General features: G+C 64.8%; 18 protein-coding genes. 15 read left to right on the forward strand and 3 right to left on the reverse strand.

Annotated features, from left to right (window positions below):
- Positions 1 to 3 precede the first annotated feature (3 nt).
- From OU999_01875 to OU999_01885, 3 genes are read left to right on the forward strand one after another with little or no spacing between them, the layout of a single operon-like run.
- Complete coding sequence (locus tag OU999_01875; protein ID WAC23967.1) at positions 4 to 696, forward strand: glutathione S-transferase N-terminal domain-containing protein; 693 nt, start codon at positions 4 to 6, stop codon at positions 694 to 696.
- Entirely contained in the window at positions 693 to 1,319 is a 627-nt protein-coding gene (locus tag OU999_01880) for a 2-hydroxychromene-2-carboxylate isomerase (protein ID WAC23968.1), read from the forward strand. The genes OU999_01875 and OU999_01880 overlap by 4 nt, the downstream gene beginning before the upstream one ends.
- Positions 1,316 to 2,113 carry a crotonase/enoyl-CoA hydratase family protein gene (locus OU999_01885; protein WAC23969.1) on the forward strand — a complete coding sequence of 266 codons (798 nt, stop codon included), beginning with the start codon at positions 1,316 to 1,318 and terminating at the stop codon, positions 2,111 to 2,113. The genes OU999_01880 and OU999_01885 overlap by 4 nt, the downstream gene beginning before the upstream one ends.
- 1,004 nt (positions 2,114 to 3,117) lie before the next feature.
- Here the strand turns inward: OU999_01885 and OU999_01890 are convergent.
- From OU999_01890 to OU999_01900, 3 genes are all read right to left on the reverse strand, one after another.
- Positions 3,118 to 4,554, reverse strand: a complete 1,437-nt coding sequence (locus OU999_01890; protein WAC23970.1) for an amidohydrolase — start codon at positions 4,552 to 4,554, stop codon at positions 3,118 to 3,120.
- Between the two features lie 78 nt (positions 4,555 to 4,632).
- Positions 4,633 to 5,649, reverse strand: a complete 1,017-nt coding sequence (locus OU999_01895; GenBank protein ID WAC23971.1) for an SDR family oxidoreductase — start codon at positions 5,647 to 5,649, stop codon at positions 4,633 to 4,635.
- Between the two features lie 269 nt (positions 5,650 to 5,918).
- Positions 5,919 to 6,974: a methyltransferase domain-containing protein gene (locus OU999_01900; GenBank protein ID WAC23972.1), complete on the reverse strand. Its 1,056-nt coding sequence runs from the start codon at positions 6,972 to 6,974 to the stop codon at positions 5,919 to 5,921.
- A gap of 85 nt (positions 6,975 to 7,059) precedes the next feature.
- Here OU999_01900 and OU999_01905 point away from each other — a divergent pair, with 85 nt between their 5' ends.
- From OU999_01905 to OU999_01960, 12 genes are all read left to right on the forward strand, one after another.
- Positions 7,060 to 8,472: an FAD-dependent oxidoreductase gene (locus tag OU999_01905; protein WAC23973.1), complete on the forward strand. Its 1,413-nt coding sequence runs from the start codon at positions 7,060 to 7,062 to the stop codon at positions 8,470 to 8,472.
- 293 nt (positions 8,473 to 8,765) lie between these two features.
- Positions 8,766 to 8,936, forward strand: a complete 171-nt coding sequence (locus OU999_01910; GenBank protein ID WAC23974.1) for a hypothetical protein — start codon at positions 8,766 to 8,768, stop codon at positions 8,934 to 8,936.
- Positions 8,937 to 9,424: 488 nt separating this feature from the next.
- Complete coding sequence (locus tag OU999_01915) at positions 9,425 to 10,045, forward strand: polysaccharide export protein (protein WAC25324.1); 621 nt, start codon at positions 9,425 to 9,427, stop codon at positions 10,043 to 10,045.
- 55 nt (positions 10,046 to 10,100) lie between these two features.
- Entirely contained in the window at positions 10,101 to 11,615 is a 1,515-nt protein-coding gene (locus tag OU999_01920; GenBank protein ID WAC23975.1) for a Wzz/FepE/Etk N-terminal domain-containing protein, read from the forward strand.
- Between the two features lie 14 nt (positions 11,616 to 11,629).
- Positions 11,630 to 12,685: an AAA family ATPase gene (locus tag OU999_01925; GenBank protein WAC23976.1), complete on the forward strand. Its 1,056-nt coding sequence runs from the start codon at positions 11,630 to 11,632 to the stop codon at positions 12,683 to 12,685.
- Positions 12,686 to 12,687: 2 nt separating this feature from the next.
- Positions 12,688 to 14,421: a hypothetical protein gene (locus tag OU999_01930; GenBank protein ID WAC23977.1), complete on the forward strand. Its 1,734-nt coding sequence runs from the start codon at positions 12,688 to 12,690 to the stop codon at positions 14,419 to 14,421.
- A 29-nt stretch (positions 14,422 to 14,450) separates the two neighbouring features.
- On the forward strand, positions 14,451 to 15,683 hold the full coding sequence (locus OU999_01935) for an XrtA-associated ATPase (GenBank protein WAC23978.1): 1,233 nt from the start codon (positions 14,451 to 14,453) through the stop codon (positions 15,681 to 15,683).
- Positions 15,684 to 15,724: 41 nt separating this feature from the next.
- Positions 15,725 to 16,615: a DUF3473 domain-containing protein gene (locus OU999_01940; protein ID WAC23979.1), complete on the forward strand. Its 891-nt coding sequence runs from the start codon at positions 15,725 to 15,727 to the stop codon at positions 16,613 to 16,615.
- Positions 16,615 to 17,709, forward strand: a complete 1,095-nt coding sequence (locus OU999_01945; GenBank protein ID WAC23980.1) for a FemAB family PEP-CTERM system-associated protein — start codon at positions 16,615 to 16,617, stop codon at positions 17,707 to 17,709. Before OU999_01940 ends, OU999_01945 begins: the two co-directional genes overlap by 1 nt.
- Positions 17,709 to 18,932, forward strand: a complete 1,224-nt coding sequence (locus OU999_01950) for a TIGR03087 family PEP-CTERM/XrtA system glycosyltransferase (protein ID WAC23981.1) — start codon at positions 17,709 to 17,711, stop codon at positions 18,930 to 18,932. The genes OU999_01945 and OU999_01950 overlap by 1 nt, the downstream gene beginning before the upstream one ends.
- Complete coding sequence (gene xrtA, locus OU999_01955; GenBank protein WAC23982.1) at positions 18,932 to 20,479, forward strand: exosortase A; 1,548 nt, start codon at positions 18,932 to 18,934, stop codon at positions 20,477 to 20,479. Before OU999_01950 ends, xrtA begins: the two co-directional genes overlap by 1 nt.
- A 6-nt stretch (positions 20,480 to 20,485) precedes the next feature.
- Positions 20,486 to 22,375, forward strand: a complete 1,890-nt coding sequence (locus tag OU999_01960; protein WAC23983.1) for an amidotransferase 1, exosortase A system-associated — start codon at positions 20,486 to 20,488, stop codon at positions 22,373 to 22,375.
- The last annotated feature ends 1 nt before the right edge of the window (position 22,376 follow it).

Below are 22,376 nucleotides of genomic sequence, written 5' to 3' on the forward strand. Positions count from 1 at the left end.
GCCGTGATCGATCTCTATTATGCCCCCACGCCCAATGGGTGGAAGATTTCCATCATGCTCGAGGAATGCGGGCTGCCCTATCAGGTGCGGCCGGTGAACATCGGCGCAGGCGAGCAGTTCGCGCCCGATTTCCTCAAGATCAGCCCCAATAACCGCATCCCGGCGATCGTTGACCATGATCCGCCCGGCGGTGGCGAGCCGGTCAGCGTGTTCGAGACCGGCGCGATCCTGCTGTATCTGGCGGAAAAGTCCGGTCAGTTCATGCCAGCCGATCTGCGCGGGCACGTTTCTGTGATGCAGTGGTTGATGTGGCAGATGGGCGGGCTGGGGCCGATGCTCGGACAGAACGGCCATTTCAAGCTCTATGCGCCGGAAAAACTGCCTTATGCCATCGATCGCTACGAGCGCGAGACGGCGCGGCTTTATGGCGTGCTCGATCGGCGGCTGGGCGAGGCCGACTATGTCGCGGGCGCGGATTACACCATCGCTGACATGGCGATCTTCCCGTGGATCATGACGCACAAACGGCAGGAGATCACGCTCGATGATTATCCGAACATTGCCCGCTGGTACGCGCTGTGCCGCGCGCGTCCGGCGCTGCAGGCGGGGCTGGCGGTGATGAAGGACGCGATCAACCGCAACCCGCAAGCCGATGCCAAGACCCGCGAAACGCTGTTCGGAATCAAGACCGCATGACCCACGCCGTCGAATTCTGCTTCGACCTGTCCAGCCCGTGGACGTACCTGGCCTTTCACAATATCCGCCCGCTGGCGGCGCGCCATGGGGTGACGATCCAGTGGACGCCGATCCTGGTCGGCGGGGTGTTCAATGCGGTCAATCCCTCGGTCTATGCCGCGCGCGAAAATATGGACAGCCCCAAATACCGGCACATGGGCAAGGTGATGCGTGGCTGGGCGCAGCTCGCCGGGGTGGAGCTGAAATTCCCGGCGCCCTGGCATCCGCTCAAGAGCATCGCCCCGATGCGGGCGTGTTGCGCGCTGGAGGACGATCAGCCGGCGCTCGAGCGCTTTGCCGAGGCAGCGTTTCACGCCTATTTCGTCGAGCAGCGCAACCTGGATGATCCCGCCGAAGTGGCTGCGGTCGCCGATGCCATCGGCATGGATGGCGCAGCGCTGGTCGAAGCGTCCGTCAGCCAGCCGGTCAAGGACCGCCTGCGCGCCAATACCGAACGGCTCGTGGCGCGCGGCGGCTATGGATCGCCCTCGATTTTCGTGCATGGCACGGATATGTATTTCGGCAACGACCAGCTCCCCCTGGTGGAGCAGGCACTCAAGGTCAACGGAGAGGCAGTTTCATGAACGACCGGGTCAGCATTACCATTGAAAACCATGTCGCCGATGTGCGGCTGAACCGTGCGGACAAGATGAATGCGCTCGATCCGGCGATGTTCGACGGCATCATCGCCGCGATCGACCGGCTGGAAAACGAGCCCGGCGTGCGCGCCGTGGTGCTGTCGGGCGAGGGGCGTTCGTTCTGCGCGGGCCTTGATATGGCGAGCTTCACCGCACCTGCCGGAGGTGGCGAAGGCTCTGCGCCGTCCAAGCTCACCGACCGGACCTATGGCAATGCCAACAAGTTCCAGCAGGTCGCGTTCGGCTGGCGCAAGCTGCCGATGCCGGTGATCGCGGCGGTGCACGGCGTGTGCTTTGGCGGCGGGCTGCAGATCATGTCGGGCGCGTGCATGCGCATCATCGCGCCCGATGCGCGGCTGTCGATCATGGAAATGCGCTGGGGCCTGATCCCCGATATGGGCGGCTATGCGCTGTGGCGCGGCACGGTGCGCGACGATGTGCTGCGCGAGCTGACCTATACCAACCGCGAATTCTCCGGCGAAGAGGCGGGGCGCATCGGTTTTGCCACGCATCTCGATGCTGATCCCCATGCCCGCGCAATGGCCATCGCCACCGAGATCGCCACCAAGAACCCGGACGCCGTCCGCGCCGCCAAGGACCTGTTCAACCGCACGCCCGATCTCGATACCGATGCGATCCTGATGGAAGAGAGCGTGCTGCAAGAGGACATCATCCGCACGCCCAACCAGATGGAAGCGGTCTTCGCGTTCATGCAGAAGCGGGCTGCGAATTTCAGCTGAGGGGTTTCCTGTTCTCCGGCGAAAGCCGGAGCCCAGGGGCGATATTGTATTGCAGCCGCTCTGGATTCCGGCGTTCGCCGGAAAACGAGAAGGGCAAGCACTCTCTAACGCTGGTGTCGCTGCAATCCTGTACGTTCACAAACACGTTGCAGGTGCCAATTCGTTAGAAGTTTGCGTCTTCTGACGTTTTTGCAATGTCCGCTTCTGGCGTTGATTTTATCCGACACGAATGACCATTTCTGGGTGGTTTTCTGCCTTCAACGCAATGTCTCAAGCAGAGCGCGGGTTTCGTCGTTTGTAGGTGGTCGACTGTCATCAGCCACCCACCCGATTGCCTCTGCGACTTCCTTGGTTTCAGGTTGAAAATCGTCGCTCATCATTAGGCAATCGCCGATGTAATTTACAGACATCCACGGGATGGTTCCATCGAGCAATGACTGGAGAAGCCGAGCCATGTGCGTCCGGGTGACTGTAAACTGCGGACCGTCTGTGACGATTATATAGCCGATATTCGTGGGCGACCGAACTCCAGCTTCGCAAGCATCAACCTCCTGCTCGATGGCTTGAGCTAAGGTCGTAGCCGAAGTCGTGCCGTCAAGAAATGACGCGAGTAGAGCGTGTTCCATTCGCTCAAGTTAGCGGAGGGCCGAATGTCGGCAATGGGGTCGTTTCCTGAACGGCAAGATTTGTTCTGCGAGGCTGAAAAACCGCCACCCACATCCGCTCAGCCTGAGCCTGTCGAAGGCCCCGCTATTCGGCCAGCGTGGGCGCGGGTCCTTCGACTTCGCGGGCTCTTAGCCCGCTGCTCAGGATGAGCGGGGGTGGTTAGTCTGGTGCCGGTAACGGGACCGCTTAAAGATACACTGCCTTTGCCCGTGAGAACGTCAAAGCTGGCAACGTCGTGATCCTAGGCTAGGCTGCATTATTCGTGGCAGTGCACGCTAGGGCGCTGATGTCCCCGGCAGGCGCAAACCGACGCTCTCCGGTGAATGAACCGCTGAGCCTCAATCCCGATAATCCAGCGGCGGTTTGCGGTCGCCCAGCAGTGATTGATACTTGTAGTCCGGACCCAGCGCTGTCTTGAACGCCGCCGTCGCTTCATCACGCAATGCCGGGTTGGTGTAGAGCTCGATCGCGGCCAGCGTCATCGCTTTCGCTGCGACCTGGGCTCCCTTGAAGCCGATGGTCATGCCGCTCGCCGCTGCCGATTGCCAGCTGTGCGATGACGTTCCCGGAACCCAGGTGGCCGCACGCAGGCCGACGGTCGGCGTCGCATAAGACACATCGCCGACATCGGTCGAGCCATAGCCCAGCGTGACATCATAAGGCTGCACCTCGCTCTGGCTGCCCAGCGGCAGATCGGGCTTGTCGAAGCTGGTGCGGATGCCCTCGGCGAACCTGGTTTCCTCCGCCGTATAGGTGATTCCGCCGACCTGGCGGAGCTTCATGTCCATCATCTTGGCGAGCGGCTCGTTGACCAGCAGCGGGTTGTTGCCGTGGATGATCTCCCATTCCACCGTGGTTCCGGTGCCCTGCGCTGCGCCTTGCGCTGCAGCCTCCAGCCGGGTCCAGATGCTGCGGACCTGATCGGCATCGGGGTGGCGGACGTAATAAAAGACCTCGGCGAAATCGGGCACGACATTGGGCGCGCTGCCGCCTTCGGTGATCACGTAATGGATTCGGGTCTGCTGCGGCACGTGCTCGCGCATCATGTTGGCCATCATGTTCATCGCTTCCACGCCGTCGAGCGCCGAGCGGGCACGCTCGGGCGCGCCTGCGGCATGCGCGGAAACGCCCGAGAAGCGGAACTTGGCCGACCTATTGGCGAGTGTCGTGCGTGCCGCGGCGGAATTCTCGTCATCGGCATGCCAGTGGATGGTGAAATCGACATCCTTGAACAGCCCGTCGCGCACCAGATAGACCTTGCCGCTGCCGCCTTCTTCCGCAGGCGTGCCATAGAGGCGGACGCGGCCCGGCGTGCCCGTAGCCTTCAGCCAGTCGCGAACCGCCAGCGCAGCGCCCAGCGATCCGGCGGCGAACAGATTGTGCCCGCAGGCATGCGCCGCGCCCTTGCCGGCGAGCGGTGCGCGCGTCGGCAGCGCATCCTGGTTGATGCCGGGCAGTGCGTCATATTCGGCCAGGATCGCGATCACCGGGCCGCCGCTGCCATATTCGGCGATGAATGCGGTGGGGATGCCTGCGACGCCGGGGGTCACCTTGAAGCCTGCGGTCTTCAGCCGCTCCTGCAGCAGCGCGCTCGATCGTTCCTCCTTGTAGCCGACCTCGGCCCATTCCCAGATCTGCCGCGCGACCTTGGCGGTATCGTCATAGCGCGCGTCGATGGCTTTCAGCGTCTGGGCCGTGGCGGCGTCCTCGGTTTCCCCCGCCAGCGCGGCAGAAGGCAAGGCGAAGGCGAGCGTGGCGAGCAGAAGATGTTTCATGGATGCGGCCCCTTGGTTGATCGGATGGCGGCATCATGTTGAAGCAAAAGGGGGAGCGCAAGAGGGCGATCGCGCGGGCTATTGCCAGTCGAGGAACCCGACCTGCACGCAATGGTCGATCATCCGCCGGAATGCGGCTTCATCGATCGCGGGCGGGTCTATACCTGCCATCCGCTGCAAGCTGTCCCCGGCAAAGCGCGGGCTGCGCAGGAAATAGTCGAAGAACTGCGGCCCGATACGGCGGTGGACCATCGCGGTGCGGCGGTCGAGCGCCGTGGCGCCATAGGCCGCAGGATCGATCATCCGCGCAGGGACCGTGCCGGGATAGTCGGCGACGATGCGCAGCATCTCGGCCATCGCAAATGGGGCTGCTCCTGCCAGATGCACCCGCGCTCCGTCGAACGCGGTCATGTCGCCCGCCATCGCCATCAGCCCGGCGACGACATGGCAGATCGGCACGATCGCAAAGGCGGCGTCGGGTGCAGCGGGGACATCGCCGAGCATCGGCGAGCCGAACAGACGGAACAGGTGGTGGAAGCCGTCGATCCGCGCGATCGCGCCATCCCGGATCCGCCCGACAATGATCGCGGGTCGCGCCAGTGCAGCGACCAGTCCCGCGCTGCGTGCCGCCTCGACCAGCGCCTCGGCACGCGCCTTGCTCGCCTCATAGCCATTGGTGAAGCTGGCCTTCAGGTCCGCAGCCGTCTCGCCTATCTCGCCATCGGCACGGCCGCAGACATAGGCGGTGGAGACGTGCAGCAACGGGCAGTTCCAGGCTTGCGCCAGCGCGATGGCATGCGCGGTGCCGCCGACATTGACCGCCTCATGCACCGCATCGCTGGCGGCGAAATCGACGGTGGCGGCGCAGTGCACCAGCAGGTCGATGCCCGAGAGCGGCTCGGCCAGCCCAAAGCCGGGCAGCGCCACATCGCCCTGCAGCGCGACCAGTTCAGCGACCCGGTCGCGCCCGTCCATGTCGAGCACGTCGCGCCCTTCGCCCCGCACCAGCGCGGTGACGCAGTGCCCGGCATCGAGCAACGCACCCGCCAGCGCGCCGCCGACGAGGCCGGTCGCTCCGGTCAGAAAGATGTGCATGGAAGCCCCGTTTGGATGAGCATCAACCCCCTCCGCTCAGCCTGAGCCTGTCGAAGGCCCCGCGCATCCGGTCCGGCCACCTTCCTCGTCACCCCCGCGAAGGCGGGGGTCCCGCTTGTGCGTCGCGCGAAAAAAGAAGCGGGTTTCCCGCGTGCGCGGGAATGACGAAGATGGATACGCACAACTCGCACGGGGCCTTCGACAGGCTCAGGCTGAGCGGGGGTGGGGCGCATGATGTTGTGCTGGTAGGGGTGACACCAAGAGGTCGTTCAGCAGCAGCCTGCTGCCACCGCTCCATCCTCGCCCGCCGCCTGTGCGAAGGGCAGGCCTCCGCCGCATCCTGCGAACACGCCATAATGGGTCGAGAAATCGCCGATGAACTGGAAGTGCGAGGCAAAGCGGGTGTCGCTCAGCATCTTCCAGCTGTTGCCGCAGATCGGGAAGATGCGCCCGCGTTCGATCCGGTGGTGCTTGTCGAGCGTGAACACGCGCTCCTCGCCCTCGACCGTGCCAAGATAGACCACCGCCTGGCCATAATCCTCGCACTCGGGCTCCAGATCATCGAGCTTGAACAAGCGGTAGGTGGCCGAGAAGAAATCGATGCCATCGAGCATCTCGGCGATGCGCGGGTCGCCGATGCCCAGCGGGCGGTCCTTGACGAGGCGCGGATCGGTAAAGCCGGCGGCCTTGGAAAGCTTGAGGAAATCGCCCCAATAGAGCGCGCCCGAGAGGCATTCGCCATGCAGTACCGGATCGGTCAGCAGATGCTGCGGCACCCGCCGGCTCGAATAGACGTCGGAAAAATACATCTCGCCGCCGGGCTTGAGCAGCCGGTGCGCATCGGCGAAGACCTTGGCCTTGTCCGCCACCAGATTGATGACGCAGTTCGATACGATGATGTCGAAGCTGCCGGGCTCGAGATCGAGCGCGTCGAGTTTCTCGATATCGCCCTCGACAAAGCGCACATTCGATTTGGCATAGCCGAACGTCTCGCGGTGCCATTCGATATGGGCATTGGCGACGGCAAGCTGCTCGGGCGTAGCATCTACGCCGACGACCTCGCCATGCTCGCCGACCAGTTGCGCCAGGATATAGGCGTCCTGGCCCGAACCCGAGCCGAGATCGAGGATGCGCGCGCCTTCGATCGCCGAGGGGGCGATCAGGCCGCAGCCATAATAGCGCGCCTTCACGTCGGGATGGACATTGGCTAGCGCCTTGATCACCGCGAGCGGCGGCCGTTCCGCCGTGGTGCACGCATCGGTCCGCAGGTCCGCCGATTCCGACAGGACTTTGCCATAATATTCGCGCGAATTTTCAAGATTCATGCTGGATTCCCTTGGCCGTCACGCACAAACACTAGCCTTGAGGCCGTCCGGTAACCAGCGGCAATTTGAAGGCGAAGGACAGTCCATGGCATATACGCATGACGTGATCGTGATCGGGGCGGGATCGGCTGGGCTCGTCTGTTCGGGCGGATGCGCGATGTTCGGGCTGAAGCCGCTGCTGATCGAGCGCGGACCGATGGGGGGCGACTGCCTCAACACCGGTTGCGTGCCCAGCAAGGCGCTGATCTCTGCCGCGCACCGTGCGCATGACCTGCGCACCGCGAGCGAGTTCGGCATGGCCTCTGTCGAACCTGTCGTCGATTTCCGCGCGGTGCACGATGCGGTGCACGAAGCCATCAAGACCATCGAGCCGCACGACAGCGTCGAGCGCTTCGAAGGGATGGGCGTCGAGGTGGTGCGCGGCGATGCGACCTTCACCGGTCCGAAGAGCGTGGTGGTCGATGGGAAGACGTACACCGCGCCACGCATCGTCATCGCGGTGGGCAGCCGCGCCTTTGTCCCGCCGATCAAGGGGCTCGATGCGGTGCCTTATCTGACCAACCACAATGTCTGGGACCTGACCGAGCTGCCGCAGCGGCTGATCGTGCTGGGCGGCGGGCCGATCGGCATGGAACTGGCGCAGAGCTTCCGCCGGTTGGGATCCGAGGTCGTGGTGGCGACGCTCGGGCGGCCTTTCCCGAAGGACGATGGCGATGCCGCGAAGATCGTCATTGACCGGCTCGAAAGCGAAGGCGTCGAGATCATCCACGATGCCGAGGGCGATGCGGTCGAAAAGACCGCCGACGGCCTGGTGCTCACGCTCAAGGACGGGCGCACGCTTGAGGGCACGCACCTGCTGATCGCTACCGGGCGCGAGGTGAATTTCGATGGGTTGGGGCTCGAGGTCGCGGGCGTAGCGCATGACAGGAAGGGCATCCTTGTCGATGCCCGGCGGCGGACCAGCGCAAAACACATCTATGCGATCGGTGACTGCCGCGACGGCCCGCGCTTCACCCATGCCAGCGGCTATGAGGGCGGCAATGTCGCGCTCGAGATCAGCCTGGGCGTGCCGACCAAGGCCAATTATGCCGCGCTTCCCTGGGTCACCTATACCGATCCCGAACTCGCGCAGGTCGGCCTGACCGAGGACGATGCGCGCAAGGTGCACGGCGATGCGATCACCGTCTGGCGCGAGGACTTCGACCACAACGACCGCGCGGTGACCGAGCGCGAGGTCACCGGCTTCGTCAAGCTGGTCAAGAAGGGCAGCAAGGTCATCGGCGGCACCGTGGTCGGACGCGGCGCGGGCGACCTGATCCTGCCGATCGCGATGATGATCGCGGGCAAGTCCTCGACCTTCGGCGTCGCCAGCCTGATCGTGCCCTATCCCAACCGCTCAGAGCATATCAAGGCGGCGGCATTCGCGTCCGATGAGGGCAAGGTGTTCAACAAATGGTCGCGAGGCTGGGCGCGGTTTCTGGCGCGGCTGCGGGGGTGAGGGGTTGGACGCGCGGGGATATGGTGCGTCAGGTTTCGGGTGACGGGCCCCAAAAGCGCAGATGGCCGGGACTAAGTAGGAAGCGGTCGTCAAGTCGAACCCGCGTATGTCCCAAAGGTCCACACGTGCCCCTCAAGATCCAGGCAAACAAAGTCGCGAGAGCCAAAATGCGTGTCATAGGGCTCGGTGACTATCCTTGCCCCCGCTGACCGTGCCCGCTCGCAATGGCTATCGACCTCCCCAGGCAAAACCACGCAGACGCACTGATTGGTCCCGTTGAGTGCGATCGGAGAATGCATTCCATATTTATCATCGAGCCGATCAAGGCTGAGGTAGAAAAGCCCATCGCGGAAGCGCATTTCTGCAAACACAACCTGTTGGTCAGCCTCGACAACTTCCTGAACGGTAAAACCGAACGCTTCGGCAAGCCAGGCTATTGCCGCCTTGGGATCGCGATAGCGTAGGTTGGGTATCAGACTTGCCACCCATGCAGCGTAGGAAATCAGTCCGACATCTGCAATGGTGGCGTTTGTTGAAAGGCAGCTCTTTTTCTGAACTGCGTCAAACCGGCCACCACCTCCGCTCAGGCTGAGCGGAGGTGGTGAGGGGCGCGCTCCTCTGGCTCGCACCCGGCGCACCGGTCGGCAGATGAGCCGTTAATAGAGCCAGGTTATTCTTTTCACCCTTTGCAATGGACCTTTCTGGGGTGGCAGGCTGAGCGATGTGCCTGTGCTTCGCTGGGCCGAATGATCGGGTGGGCACCTGCTGGTGCGCGGCCAGCCACACGCTCAATGTAAAAACGCCTTCACCATCAAACACTAACGCTATGTTCACCCTTTTTCGTCATAGCTGCTGCCAATCTGCGTGAACCTGGCCCAGCAAACCGCTGTGCCTCGGGGATTCGCGGGGCGACGAAAAAGGTGTTGAAATGGAAGTGTTCCGTCTGTTGAAAATGGCCATCGCGGCCCTGGCGACCACCGCTCTGCTCGCGGCTTGTGCCTCGACCGCCAGCGGTCCGCAGCTTCCTCCGGCATCGTTCGTCTCGCTCTCCGACGGGCCTGGCGAGGAATATATCATCGGCCCGCTTGACGAGCTGACCGTGTTCGTCTGGCGCAACCCCGAGCTCGGCGCGAAGGTGCAGGTGCGCCCCGATGGCCGCATCACCACGCCGCTGATCACCGACATGCCCGCCGTCGGCAAGACGCCGACCATGCTGGCCGAGGACATCAAGCTGCAGCTGTCGCAGTACATTCAGGAGCCGATCGTCTCGGTCATCGTCAACAGCTTTGCCGGCACCTTCTCGCAGCAGGTGCGCATCGTCGGCGCGACGGAAAAGCCCGCATCGATCCCGTATCGTGCTAACATGACCTTGCTCGACGCGATGATCGCCGTCGGCGGCCTGTCCGAATTTGCTGCGGGCAATCGGGCAAAACTGGTGCGTTTCGACAAGGTCTCGGGCCGCCAGCAGGAATATCCGATCAAGCTGGGTGACCTCATCAAGAAGGGCGACAGCCGCGCCAACGTGCTGCTGCAGCCCGGTGATGTGATCATCATCCCGGAAAGCATGTTCTAAGCCCGGCGCGAGCCGGACCGCACCGCACCGCAACAGCGAAAGAAAAGCCTGACCGATGAATGGCCTGTACGAAGAATTCCGGATCGCGGTACACAGCGTGTGGCAACGCCGCTGGCTTGCCATGGCCATTGCCTGGGCGATCTCCCTGGCGGGCTGGCTCGCCGTCGCGCTGATCCCCAACACCTATGAATCGCAGGCCAAGCTGTTCGTCCAGACCAAGGCGATCCTGCCCGAGAATACCGGCATCAGCCCGGTCGAGCGGCAGAAGCAGATCGATACCGTCGAACAGACGCTGACCTCTGCCGCCAATCTGGAAAAGGTCGTGCGCGGGACCGATCTGGGCAAGGGCCTGGTTACCCCGCGCGAAATCGAGGGGGCCGTGAACGGCCTGCGCACCGCGATCAAGATCAAGTCCGAGCAGGACAATCTGTTTGAAATCGCCGCGACCATGTCTGCCGGCGGCCGCTCCGACGGTGAAGCCGCCAATCTGGCGCGCGACGTGGTGCAGAAGCTGATCGACATCTTCGTCGAGGAGAACCTGGCCGGTGGCCGGGGCGAGACCAGCGATACGCTGCGCTTCCTTGATGAACAGCTCGCCAAGCGGCAGAAGGAGCTGGAAATTGCCGAACAGAAGCGGGTGAAGTTCGAGACCGAGAATCTGGGCATGCTGCCCGGCATCGGTTCGGTCAGCCAGCGGCTGGAACAGGGCCGGGTCGAGATCAACCAGATCGATTCGCAACTCATCGCCGCGCAGAGCGCGCTTGCTGCGATCAACGGCCAGATTGCCGGCACGCCGCAGACCATTGCTGGCGGCGGCGGTGGCGGCATCAACCCGGTCGCACAGGCCCAAGGTGAGATGGCCTCGCTCAAGGCGCGCGGCCTGACCGACCAGCATCCCGATGTCCAGGCGTTGAAGAACCAGATCGCCGCGCTCAAGGCGGCAGGCGCTGGCGCCAGCACGGCATATGGCGTGTCCAACCCGGCCTATAGCTCGCTGGTCAGTATGAAGGCGGAACGCCAGGCGGCGGTTTCCGCACTGCAATCGCGCAAGGCCGCGCTGCAGGGCGAGATGAACGCGATGGTCGCCAAGCAGATTCAGGAGCCGGGTGTCGCCGCTGAACAGGCGCGGATCGCGCGCGACTATGAAGTGCTCAAGGCGCAATATGACAAGCTGCTCGCCGATCGCGAACAGGTGCGTCTGCGCGGCCAGGTAGAAACGCAGACCGATGCAGTCCGCTTTGACCTGATCACCCCGCCGTCGAGCCCGCGCACGCCGATCGCGCCCAAGCGGCCCCTGCTGCTGGCGGCGGTGCTGTTTGCAGGCATTGCCGGCGGCATCGGCGGCGCGTTCGCGCTCGGCCAGCTCAGCGCCAGCTATCCCACCTCTGCCAAGCTTGAAGCGGCCAGCGGCCTGCCGGTGATCGGATCGATCTCGCAGATGCTGACCCAGGTCCAGCGCGACGAGCGCAAGCGCAAGCTGCGCATGTATATCGGCTCGGGCGGGGCGCTGGTGGGGGTCTTCCTGGTACTGCTGATCATCGAGTTCATTCAGCGCGGCTCGGTGGTTTGAGGGGCGAAAGAGACATGACCATGCACGATCCCATCAAATCGCCGGACAAATCCGAAGGCACGCCCTCGCTGATCGAGCGCGCGGCCCAGATGTACGATTTCCGCAAGGCGCTGAGCCCGCAAACCCCTGCATTGCCTGCAGAGCCCGAGGTTGCGCCCCAGGCAGCTCCGACGGCGCCCACGCCTCCCGCGGCACCGGCAGCTCCGACGGTCGCGGCAACGCCCGTCGCTGCAGCACCTGCCGCCCCGGTGCCGGCACCGCAGCCCGTGCTGCCTGCCGAACCCGTGGCTGTGGCAGCCGCCGTCGCCCCGCCGGTACGCCCGCGCGCGCCCAGCCTGCCGGAGGCCAAGGTCGACCGCGATGTGTTGCGCGAATCCGCATTCATCGTGCCCGACGGCCCGGTGACCAGCATCTCGGAAGAGTTTCGCATCGTCAAACGCCGCCTGCTCGCCAGTGTGCAGGCAGAGGCCAATGCCGGGCTGGGTGTCGCAGCCCAGCGCATCCTGATCTGCTCGGCCAATCCGGGCGACGGCAAGACCTATAGCGCGATCAACCTCGCGATTTCGATCGCGACCGAAAAGGACCATGACGTCCTGCTGGTCGATGCCGATTTCGCCAAGCCCAGCATCCTGTCCTCGCTCGGCATTGCCGGGCAGCGCGGGTTGATGGATGCCCTGGCCGATCCTTCGGTGGCGGTGGAAGATTGCATCATCCCCACCGACATTCCGGGCCTTTCGGTGCTGCCAGCCGGTCGTCAGACCAACACGGACAGCGAATATCTCGCCTCGGCGCGGACCCAGGAGGTGCTCGCCAGCCTGACCGCTGGACGGCCGGGTCGGATCGTGATCTTCGATTCGCCGCCGCTGCTCGCCGCATCGCCCGCAGCGACGCTCGCCCAGCATGTCGGCCATGCGCTGATGGTGGTGCGCGCCGATGTGACCAGCGAGCGCGCTCTGCGCGACGCGCTCAGCCTGATTTCGGGATGCAACCAGATTCAGCTGCTGCTCAACGGGGTGAAATTCTCCCCCTCGGGCCGAAGCTTCGGATCCTATTACGGATATGGAGAATGACCATGACGAAATGGTCGGATTTCATCGGCTTCAAACGTGGCGCGCCGCTGGCAGTGCTGGCCGTGGCTCTTGCGGCAATGCCGCAGGCCGCGCAGGCACAGCAGGGCGGCACCGACCCTGGCGTCGGCCAGGGTCAGAGCCAGGGGCAGGGCGGCCGGAGCGGCGGTCTCGCCAATGGCCGCCGCTCGGTGGTGATCCCCTATCTGGAAGTCGGCCAGGTGCTGAGCGCCGACCTCAAGAATGGCGGCGATCTTCTGACTTACAGCCTGGCCGCAGTCGGTGTCGATGCGGCGGTGGCGACGTCGCGCGCCGAGGCGCAGATCAGCCTTCGGTACGAGCGTCGCTTCTCGTGGAACGACGATTTCGGCGATGAAGATGCGATCAGCGGCGTTGCGCGGGGCAATCTGCAGATCATTCCCAACACGCTGTCGATCGAGGCTGGTGCCCTGGGTGTCCGCTCGCGCGTCGATAACCGTGGCGCCGCGCCCAGCAACCTGATCGGCGGGTCGGATAATGTCACCCAGATCTATTCGGTCTATGCAGGCCCGACGCTCGCCACCCAGATCGGCACGGTCGATGTGAACGCGCTCTACCGCATCGGCTATACCAAGGTGGAAGCGGACGCGGCAGCGCTGCCGGCGGGCGCGCGCCCGCTCGACCTGTTCGACGACAGCGTCAACCACGCTGCCAGCCTTGCCATCGGTCAGCAGCCCGGCGGTTTCCTGCCGATCGGCTGGTCGGTCAGCGGCGGCTGGTATCGCGAGGATGCCAGCCAGCTCGACCAGCGGTTCGACGACAAGATCGTCCGCGCCGACGTGACTGTTCCGGTCAGCGCCACGCTCGCGCTGGTCGGCGGTATCGGCTATGAAGATATCGAGATTTCCGAACGCGATGCGGTGCGCGATGCGACCGGTGCGCCGGTGGTGGGCAATGATGGCCGTCTGGTGACCAACAAGGCTTCGCCGCGGCTGCTGTCCTATGATCAGGATGGCCTGATCTGGGATGTCGGCGTGCTCTGGCGTCCCAGCCGCCGCACCTCGCTCGAGGCGCGGGTCGGCAAGCGTTATGACAGCATGACCTATTACGGCACCTTCAGCTACACGCCGAACCAGCGCGTGGCGGCAAACCTGACGGTGTACGATCTGGTCGCAGGCTTCGGCTCGCGGCTGAACGACAATCTCTCGGGCCTGCCGACGCAGTTCGATGCGACGCGCAACCCGTTGAGCGGCGACCTCAACTCGTGCTTCTTCGGCACGGGCGGGGGCGGGGGCGGCAACTGCCTCAACGATGCGCTGCAGTCGGTCGCGTCTTCGGCCTTCCGCACCCGCGGCGTCACCGGCCAGATCAGCCTGACCAGCGGCAGCTGGCAGCATGGCATCGGCGCGGGCTATAGCCGCCGCAAGTTCTTTGCCGCCGATACCGGCGCGCTGGCTGGCTTTGACCAGACGATCGACGAGATCTGGTTCGCCAGCTATGTCGGCGCCAAGCAGCTTGACGCCCGTTCCAGCATCACCGGCACCATCTATGCCAATTATCTGGAGAACGGCCCCGGACAGGTGCTGAACGGCGGTGGCAGCGACGTGCTGGGCCTGGGCACAAACCTGGCTTATGGCCGCAACTTTACCAACCGGTTCAATGGTACGCTGGCCGTGGGGCTCGACTATTTCGATCCCAAGGGCTTCGAAAGCAGTCTGGTGGCCTCGGCGCTACTGGCGCTGCGCTATTCGTTCCAGTAAAACTCATCGGAATATCAGGGGGAAAGCCCATGTTTGAAACCCATTATGGCCTCAGCGGACGACCATTTCAGCTGACCCCGGACCCGCGCTTCTACTTCGAGAGCGCGACGCACCGCAAGGCGATGTCCTATCTGGGCTATGGCCTGGCGCAGGGCGAGGGCTTCATTATCATCACCGGCGAGATCGGCGCGGGCAAGTCGACGCTGGTCGCGCATCTTATGCAGACGGTGGACAAGGCCCGGCTGACCGCCGCACAGATCGTCACCACGCAGCTCAAGGGCGATGACCTGCTGCACATGGTGGCGAGCAGCTTCGGCGTGGCCACTGCGGGTCTCGACAAGACCGGAACGCTGGCCGCGATCGAGCATTTCCTCCACACCGAGGCGCGCGCCGGTCGCCGCTGCCTGCTGGTGGTCGATGAATCGCAGAACCTGCCGATGGCCGCGCTCGAAGAGCTGCGCATGCTGTCGAACTTCCAGCTGGGCAGCCACCCGCTGCTGCAGATCTTCCTGCTCGGCCAGCCCGAATTCCGCGCCATGGTGCAGGGTTCGCCCGGTCTGGAACAGCTGCGCCAGCGGATCATCGCGACGCACCATCTGGGCGCTATGGAGCAGCACGAGCTTCAGCCTTATGTCGAGCATCGGATGACGCTGGTCGGCTGGACCGGTCGCCCGGCCTTTGCCGAGGATGTCTGGGCGCGGATGTTCTCAGAGACCGGCGGGATTCCGCGCAAGGTCAACATGCTGATCAACCGCGTGCTGCTGATGGCGGCGGTGGACAATCGCGATACCGTCGATGCCGCGCTGATCGATGCCGTGCTGGCCGATCTGGCGATGGATTCGATGAGCGACGAGGATTGGCAGAACGAGGCCATGCTGGCGAGCGCCGCCCGCCATGCCGAGAATGCCGCCCCTGTCGCGCCCGCGCCTGCGCCTGCTGCGCCGCTTGCAGCTGCAGCGATCCCGGAAGTCAGCCGCACCGACTTCAACCATTTCGTGCGCGAAGTGCGCGCCTTTGCTACCGAGCAACAGGATGCGCGCGCGCTGCTGGTGCAGGAACTGCAGGCGGCGCTCGACCGCGTCGATGCGCTGGAGGCCCGTCCTGCTCCGACCGTCGATGTCGAACCGCTGGAACAGCGGATCGCGGCGCTGGAAAAGCTGCAGGCCGAACAGCAAAAGGCGCTGCATCGTGTGCTTGCGCTGCTGGTCGGCTGGGTCGAGGATGATTCTGCAGGCATGTGGCCCCAGGGGCGTGCAGCCTGATCGTGTTTTGAACGCGGCCATTTGGCCAGGAGTGAGTGACCGTGCGCGAAGCATCGCTGGGCCAGCAACGCGCCGCTGACAGGCGCATCGTCAACGGCCTGTCGGTCGATGTCGAAGAATATTTTCAGGTGGGCGCGTTCGAGAACACGATCGCGCCGCAGGATTGGGATGGCATTGCCAGCCGGGTGGAGTTCAACACCGGCGCGGTGCTCGACCTGTTCGCGCGCTGCGGCGTCAAGGCGACCTTTTTCACGCTGGGCTGGGTGGCGCACCGCTATCCGGCGCTGATCCGCCGCATCATCGCAGAGGGGCATGAGATCGCCAGCCATGGCTGGGACCACACCCGCGTCTTCACCATGACCCCCGACCAGTTTGCGCAAGATATCGACAAGGCGCGCAAGGCGCTAGAAGATGCAGGCGGCGTTGCCATCAGGGGCTATCGCGCGCCCAGCTTCTCGATCGACCAGCGCACGCCCTGGGCGCACCCGATCCTGGCCGAACGCGGCTATGCCTATTCGTCGAGCGTCGCCCCGATCGCGCACGACCATTATGGTTGGCGCGAGGCACCGCGCTTTGCCTTTCGTCCCGTCGCAGACTCCGACCTGATCGAGCTGCCGGTCACTACCGTGCAGCTGGGCGAACGCCGGTTCGGGGCAGGGGGAGGCGGGTTCTTCCGCATCCTTCCTTACGCGTTGTCGCGCTGGGCGCTGCGCCGCGTCAACGCGACCGACGGCCAGCCCGCGATCTTCTATTTCCATCCCTGGGAGGTTGATCCCGACCAGCCGCGTGTCGAAGGCGCGCCGATGCGCTCGCGCTTGCGGCACTATACCAGGCTCGATGCGATGGCGGGCAAGCTGGAGCAACTGACCCGCGATTTCAGCTGGTGCCGGATCGACGAGATCGCGCTGCCGCTTGCGGCCGGAAGGCTGTGATGCTGCATTTTGCTCCGCCGATGCTCGCGCAGCCTCTGGTTCGCGTCGCAATACTTGCCGATCCGCAGGAGCGTGCACGGATTTCCGCTTGGCTGGATGCGCACGAAGCCGCGACCGCCTTTCACAGGCTGGCCTGGGGCGAGGCGATTGCCGCTGCTACCGGACATGACCTGCTGGCCCTGATCGCAGAGGATGCAGCCGGCGCGATCAGCGGATATCTGCCGCTGCATGTCGTGCATTCGCCGCTGTTCGGGCGTGCGATCGTCTCTGCGGGCTTTGCCGTGGATGGCGGCATCATCGCCGATGATGCGGCGAGCGCGGCGATGCTGGCGCAGGCCGCGTGGCAGCTGTGCGAACGCTACAGCGCGCCGACGCTGGAATTGCGCGGTGGCTTGCTGCCCGACGATCCCAGCTGGACGATCAAGTCGAACGCGCATGCGGGCTTTGCTGCCGATCTTGTCGCCGATGGCCCCGATGCCGATCAGAAGCAGCTCGAATGGATCCCGCGCAAGCAGCGTGCCGAGGTGCGCAAGGGCCTGGCCAACGCGATGACGGTGCGCACCGGCACGGGCGCGCTCGACCGGCAGCAGCATTATGCCATCTATGCAACGAGCGTCCGTAATCTCGGAACGCCGGTCTTCCCGCGCGCGCTGTTCGATGCCGTGCTCGATGCATTCGGCGACGATGCGGATATCCTGACCGTGCTGCACGACGATGTGCCTGTGGCCAGCGTACTCAGCCTTTATCATCGCGGCGCCGTAATGCCCTATTGGGGCGGCGGGGTCTGGGAAGCGCGCGGCCTGCGCGCCAATGACGTGATGTATTATGCGCTGATGAACCATGCGCGCCGCAAGGGCTGCACGCGGTTCGATTTCGGCCGGTCGAAGGTCGATAGCGGGGCGTTTGCGTTCAAGAAGAACTGGGGTTTCGAGCCTGCACCGCTCAGCTATGCGGTGCGCACCGCCGACGGCCAGCCGCCGCGTGACGTCAACCCGCTCAGCCCCAAATACCGGATGCAGATCGCTCTTTGGCAGCGCCTGCCGCTGGGCATCGCCAACCGGCTCGGCCCCTGGATCGCCAACGGACTGGGCTGATGGGCGAACTGCTCTTCCTGGCGCATCGCATTCCCTTTCCGCCCGACCGGGGGGACAAGATCCGCTCGCATGCCCTGCTCAAGGCGCTCGCCGCGCGCTCGCCGGTTCATGTTGCGACCTTTGGCGAGACCGATGCCGATATGGCGGCAGAGGAAGAGCTCGCCGCGACCGCAGCGAGCCATATCCTGGTGCAGCGGACGATATCGAACGTGCGCGCCGGGCTGCAGGCACTGTCCGTCGGGCTGCCGGTCTCGCTGGTGGCATTCGATAGCGACCTGATCCGGCGCTATGTCGGACGCCTGATCGCGACGCGGCCGATCGACACGATCTTCGTGTTTTCCGGCCAGATGGCGCAGTTCATTCCTGAAAGCTTTGCCGGGCGCGTGGTCATCGATTTCGTCGACATGGATTCGGCCAAGTTTGCCGCCTATGCGCGAGGCTCGCTGAGCCCGATGAGACTGGTCAATGCGCGCGAGGCGCGGCTGCTGGGCGCGTTCGAGCGGGCGATGGCGCGGCGCGCGCATCTCAGCCTGTTCTGCAGCCCCAATGAGGTGGCCGAATTCCGGCTGGGCCTGGGCGAGCAGAATGTGCGGGTGGATGCGGTGGTCAACGGCATCGATACGGTGTTCTACGATCCGCAGGGCGTCAAGCCGGCCGTCTATGCCGGCGCGCCCGGGCCGCATATCGTGTTCACCGGACAGATGGATTATGCCCCCAATGTCGATGCGGTGGTGCACTTTGCAGAGGCTGTTCTGCCGAGCGTACAGCAACGGTTTCCGCAGGCCTGTTTCCATATAGTCGGGCGCAATCCCGCGCCGGCGGTACAGGCGCTGCAGGGCAGGGCCGGGCTTGATGTCGTCGGTGCGGTCGATGATATCCGCCCATGGATCGCGTCGGCGGACATGGTGGTCGCGCCGCTGCGCATCGCGCGCGGCATCCAGAACAAGGTGCTTGAGGCCATGGCGATGGCCCGCCCGGTCATTGCCTCTGCCGCAGCCGCCGAAGGTATCGAGGCGCGGTCGGGCGGGCATTTTCTGGTCGCAGCCAGCGATGAGGCCATGGTCGAGGCGCTGTGTGCGCTCGCTGCCGATCCCGCGCGCGCAAAGGCGATCGGAGAGGCCGGGCGCGCGCACATGCTGGCGCATTATCAATGGGATGCCCGGCTCGCACCGCTGCTGCAATGGCTCGACCAGCCGCCCGCCCTGGTGCCGAGCGAAGCCTGATGGCAAGCCTGGCCGCAGACATTCCCGATACCGCCGAACCGCAGCCGCTCAGCCCCGCCTGGCGTTCGGCGCTGATCCGGCTGGGCATTGCCTGGGCGGTGATCCTCGCCGTGTTCGCACGCGATGCGGCGGATATGGTGATGATCTGGTGGGACAGTTCCACCTTCAACCACATCCTGCTGATCCCCTTCATCCTGGGCTGGCTGGTGATACAGCGTGCAGAGGAACTGAAGCGCATCACGCCTTCGCTCTGGTGGCCGGGCCTGCTGGTGATGGCCGCAGCGGCTGGCGGCTGGGTGCTGGGCGAGGCTGCCGGGGTTGCGCTGGCGCGGCATCTGGCATTGGTCATGTTCCTGCAGGGCAGCACCCTCGCGTTGCTCGGCCCGCATGTCGGCCGCGCACTGATGTTTCCGCTCGGCTATGCGTTCTTTCTGGTTCCGGTGGGCGAGGAGCTGGTCCCGCCATTGCAGACCATTACCGCCGACATATCGATGGCGCTGCTCGGCCTGAGCGGCATCCCTGCGCATATCGAGGGGGTGTTCATTTCCACCCCCACGGCGCTTTTCCGCGTGGCAGAGGCCTGTTCGGGCGTAAAATTCCTGGTCGCGATGGTCGCTTATGGCGTGCTGGTCGCCAATGTCTGCTTCAACAGCTGGCCGCGCCGCATCGGCATCGTTGCGCTGTCGATCGTGATCCCGATCCTGGCCAATGGCGTTCGCGCCTTCGGCACCATCTATATCGCCGACCTGTACGGGCTCGATTTTGCCGCCGGGTTTGATCATGTCTTCTATGGCTGGATATTCTTTGCCGTGGTGCTCATCCTGGTGATGGCGATCGGCTGGCGCTTCTTCGACCGGCAGGTGAGCGATCCGTTCATCGCACCGGCACTGGCGCAAACGCTCGCCACCGGATCGCGCAGCGTCGCGCGGCAGGGCCGGGGCGTGATTATCGGCGCGGCCTTGCTGCTCGCCGCGCCGCTGGGCTGGGCGCTGCTCGGGCTGCCCGATGCAGCCCCGCTTCCGCAGCGTGACAGCCTGCCCGAGATCGCAGGCTGGCAGCGCGCGCCCTATGCTCCCGCAACCGCCTGGACGCCGCGCGCCACGGGCAGCGATCGGCGCTGGATCGCCAGCTATGTCCGCGATGGCCAGCGCGTCGATGTCTATGCGGCGCTGTTCGATGGCCAGTCCGAGGGGCGCGAGATCACCGGCTATGGCCAGGGCGCGCTCGATCCCGATGGCACCTGGTCATGGGTGGAACAGGGCCAGCCAATCGCCAATGGCAGGGCCGACATCATTACCGGGCCCGGGCGCCTTGTGCGCGATGTCGCGACCTTCTACCGGGTGGGGGATGTGGTGTCCGGCAGCAACCTTGCCATTCGGCTGGAATCGTTGAAGGCACGGCTGCTCCGCCAGAGCCAGCCGGCGATGATCCTGATCGTCTCGGCTGAGCGTCGCGACGACCTGTCTGCGCGCCCGGCGATCGATGCGCTGCTGCGCGATGCCGGCGGCGCAAGGCGGCTGTCCGAAACCATTCTGGTGGGGCGCTGATCGGCCATGTGCGGTATTGCTGGCATTTTCCATCTCGAGACCGCCAAGCCGGTCGATCCGGCGCGCATCCGGTTGATGACCGATGCGATGCTGCACCGCGGCCCTGACGGAAACGGGTGCTGGACCGCGCCGGGCGTGGGGCTGGGCCATCTGCGGCTGTCGATCATCGATCTGGAAGGCAGCGCGCAGCCGATGCTCAGCGCCGACGAGGCCGATGTGCTGACCTTCAACGGCGAGATCTACAATTTCCAGGAGGTCCGCGCAGAGCTGAGCGCGATGGGCCATCAGTTCCGCACCTCGGGCGATACCGAGGTGATCCTGGCCGCCTGGCGGCAATGGGGTGAACGCTGCCTGGAGAGGCTGAACGGCATGTTCGCCTTTGCGATCTTCGATCAGCGCCAGCAGCGGCTGTTAATGGCGCGCGACCGGCTGGGGGTGAAGCCGCTCCATTATGCCAGCCTGCCCGATGGCAGCGTGATCTTCGCGTCCGAGCTCAAGGGCCTGCTCGCGCATCCGGCGCTGCGCCGTGCGCCAGACCTGCTGGCGGTCGATGACTATCTGGCCTTTGGCTATGTGCCCGACCATCGGTGCTTCGTCAGCGGGGTGAAGAAGCTGCCCGCCGGCCATTATCTGATGCTGGAGCGGGGCAAGCCCTTGCCCGAGCCGGTACGCTATTGGGACGTCGATTTCTCGCGCCGTGCCAGGGGGTCGGTGGCTGATCTGCAGGCCGAATTGCTGCACCATATGCGCGAGGCCGTGGCTTCGCGGATGGTGGCGGACGTGCCGCTGGGCGCATTCCTGTCGGGCGGCGTGGACTCCTCGACCGTCGTGGCGCTGATGGCCGAGCGCAGCAGCCAGGCGGTGAAGACCTGCAGCATCGGCTTTGACGTCGCCGCGCTGGACGAGAGCGATTACGCGCGCCGCATCGCCGAGCGCTTCGCCACCGATCATCGCACGCGGACCGTGTCGCCCGACGATATCGCGATCATCGACCAGGTCGCCGCGCAGTTCGACGAGCCCTTTGCCGACGCATCGATGCTGCCCACCTTCCGCGTCTGCCAGCTGGCGCGCGAAAGCGTGACGGTCGCGCTGTCAGGCGATGGCGCGGACGAGGCGATGGCGGGCTATCGCCGCCATGTGTTCCACCATGGCGAGGAACGGGTGCGCAGCCTGTTGCCGCAGGGCTTGCGTGGTCCGGTGTTCGGAGCACTGGGCGCGCTGTACCCCAAGGCGGATTGGGCACCGCGCCCGCTGCGCGCGAAATCGACATTGCTGTCGCTCGCGCGGTCGGGGGCGGAAGGCTATGCCGATGCGGTCGGCGTGACCGGCCATGCGATGCGGCAATCGCTCTATTCGGACAGCCAGCGCCAGGGCCTTGGCGGCTATCGCGCCGAAGATCACATGATCGCGCTGATGGAAAATGCGCCCGCGCGATCGGGCCTCGATGCTGCGCAATATGCCGATATGAAGCTGTGGCTGCCCGGCGATATCCTGACCAAGGTCGATCGCACCAGCATGGCGGTCAGCCTGGAAGCGCGCGAGCCGCTGCTCGATTACCGGCTGATCGAGTTCAGCGCCTCTTTGCCCGAAGCCATGCGCGTGAGCGGCGGGCAGGGCAAATGGCTGATGAAGCGCGCGATGCGCGGCACCTTGCCCGACGATATTCTCTATCGCCCGAAAATGGGTTTTGTCAGCCCGATCGCGCAATGGTTTCGCGGGCCGCTCGCCGATCAGGCGCGGCAGATCGCCAGCGGTTCGGCGCTGGCGCGCAGCGGATGGTTCAACACCGCGCGGCTCAGCGAGATCGCCGAGGCGCATATCGCAGGCCGCAGCGACAATGCGCGGCTGCTGTGGCAATTGTGGATGCTCGACAAGGCGATCGACCGCGTGTTCTGAC

It is taken from the genome of Blastomonas sp. SL216 (assembly GCA_026625625.1).
Classification (GTDB): Bacteria; Pseudomonadota; Alphaproteobacteria; order Sphingomonadales; family Sphingomonadaceae; genus Blastomonas.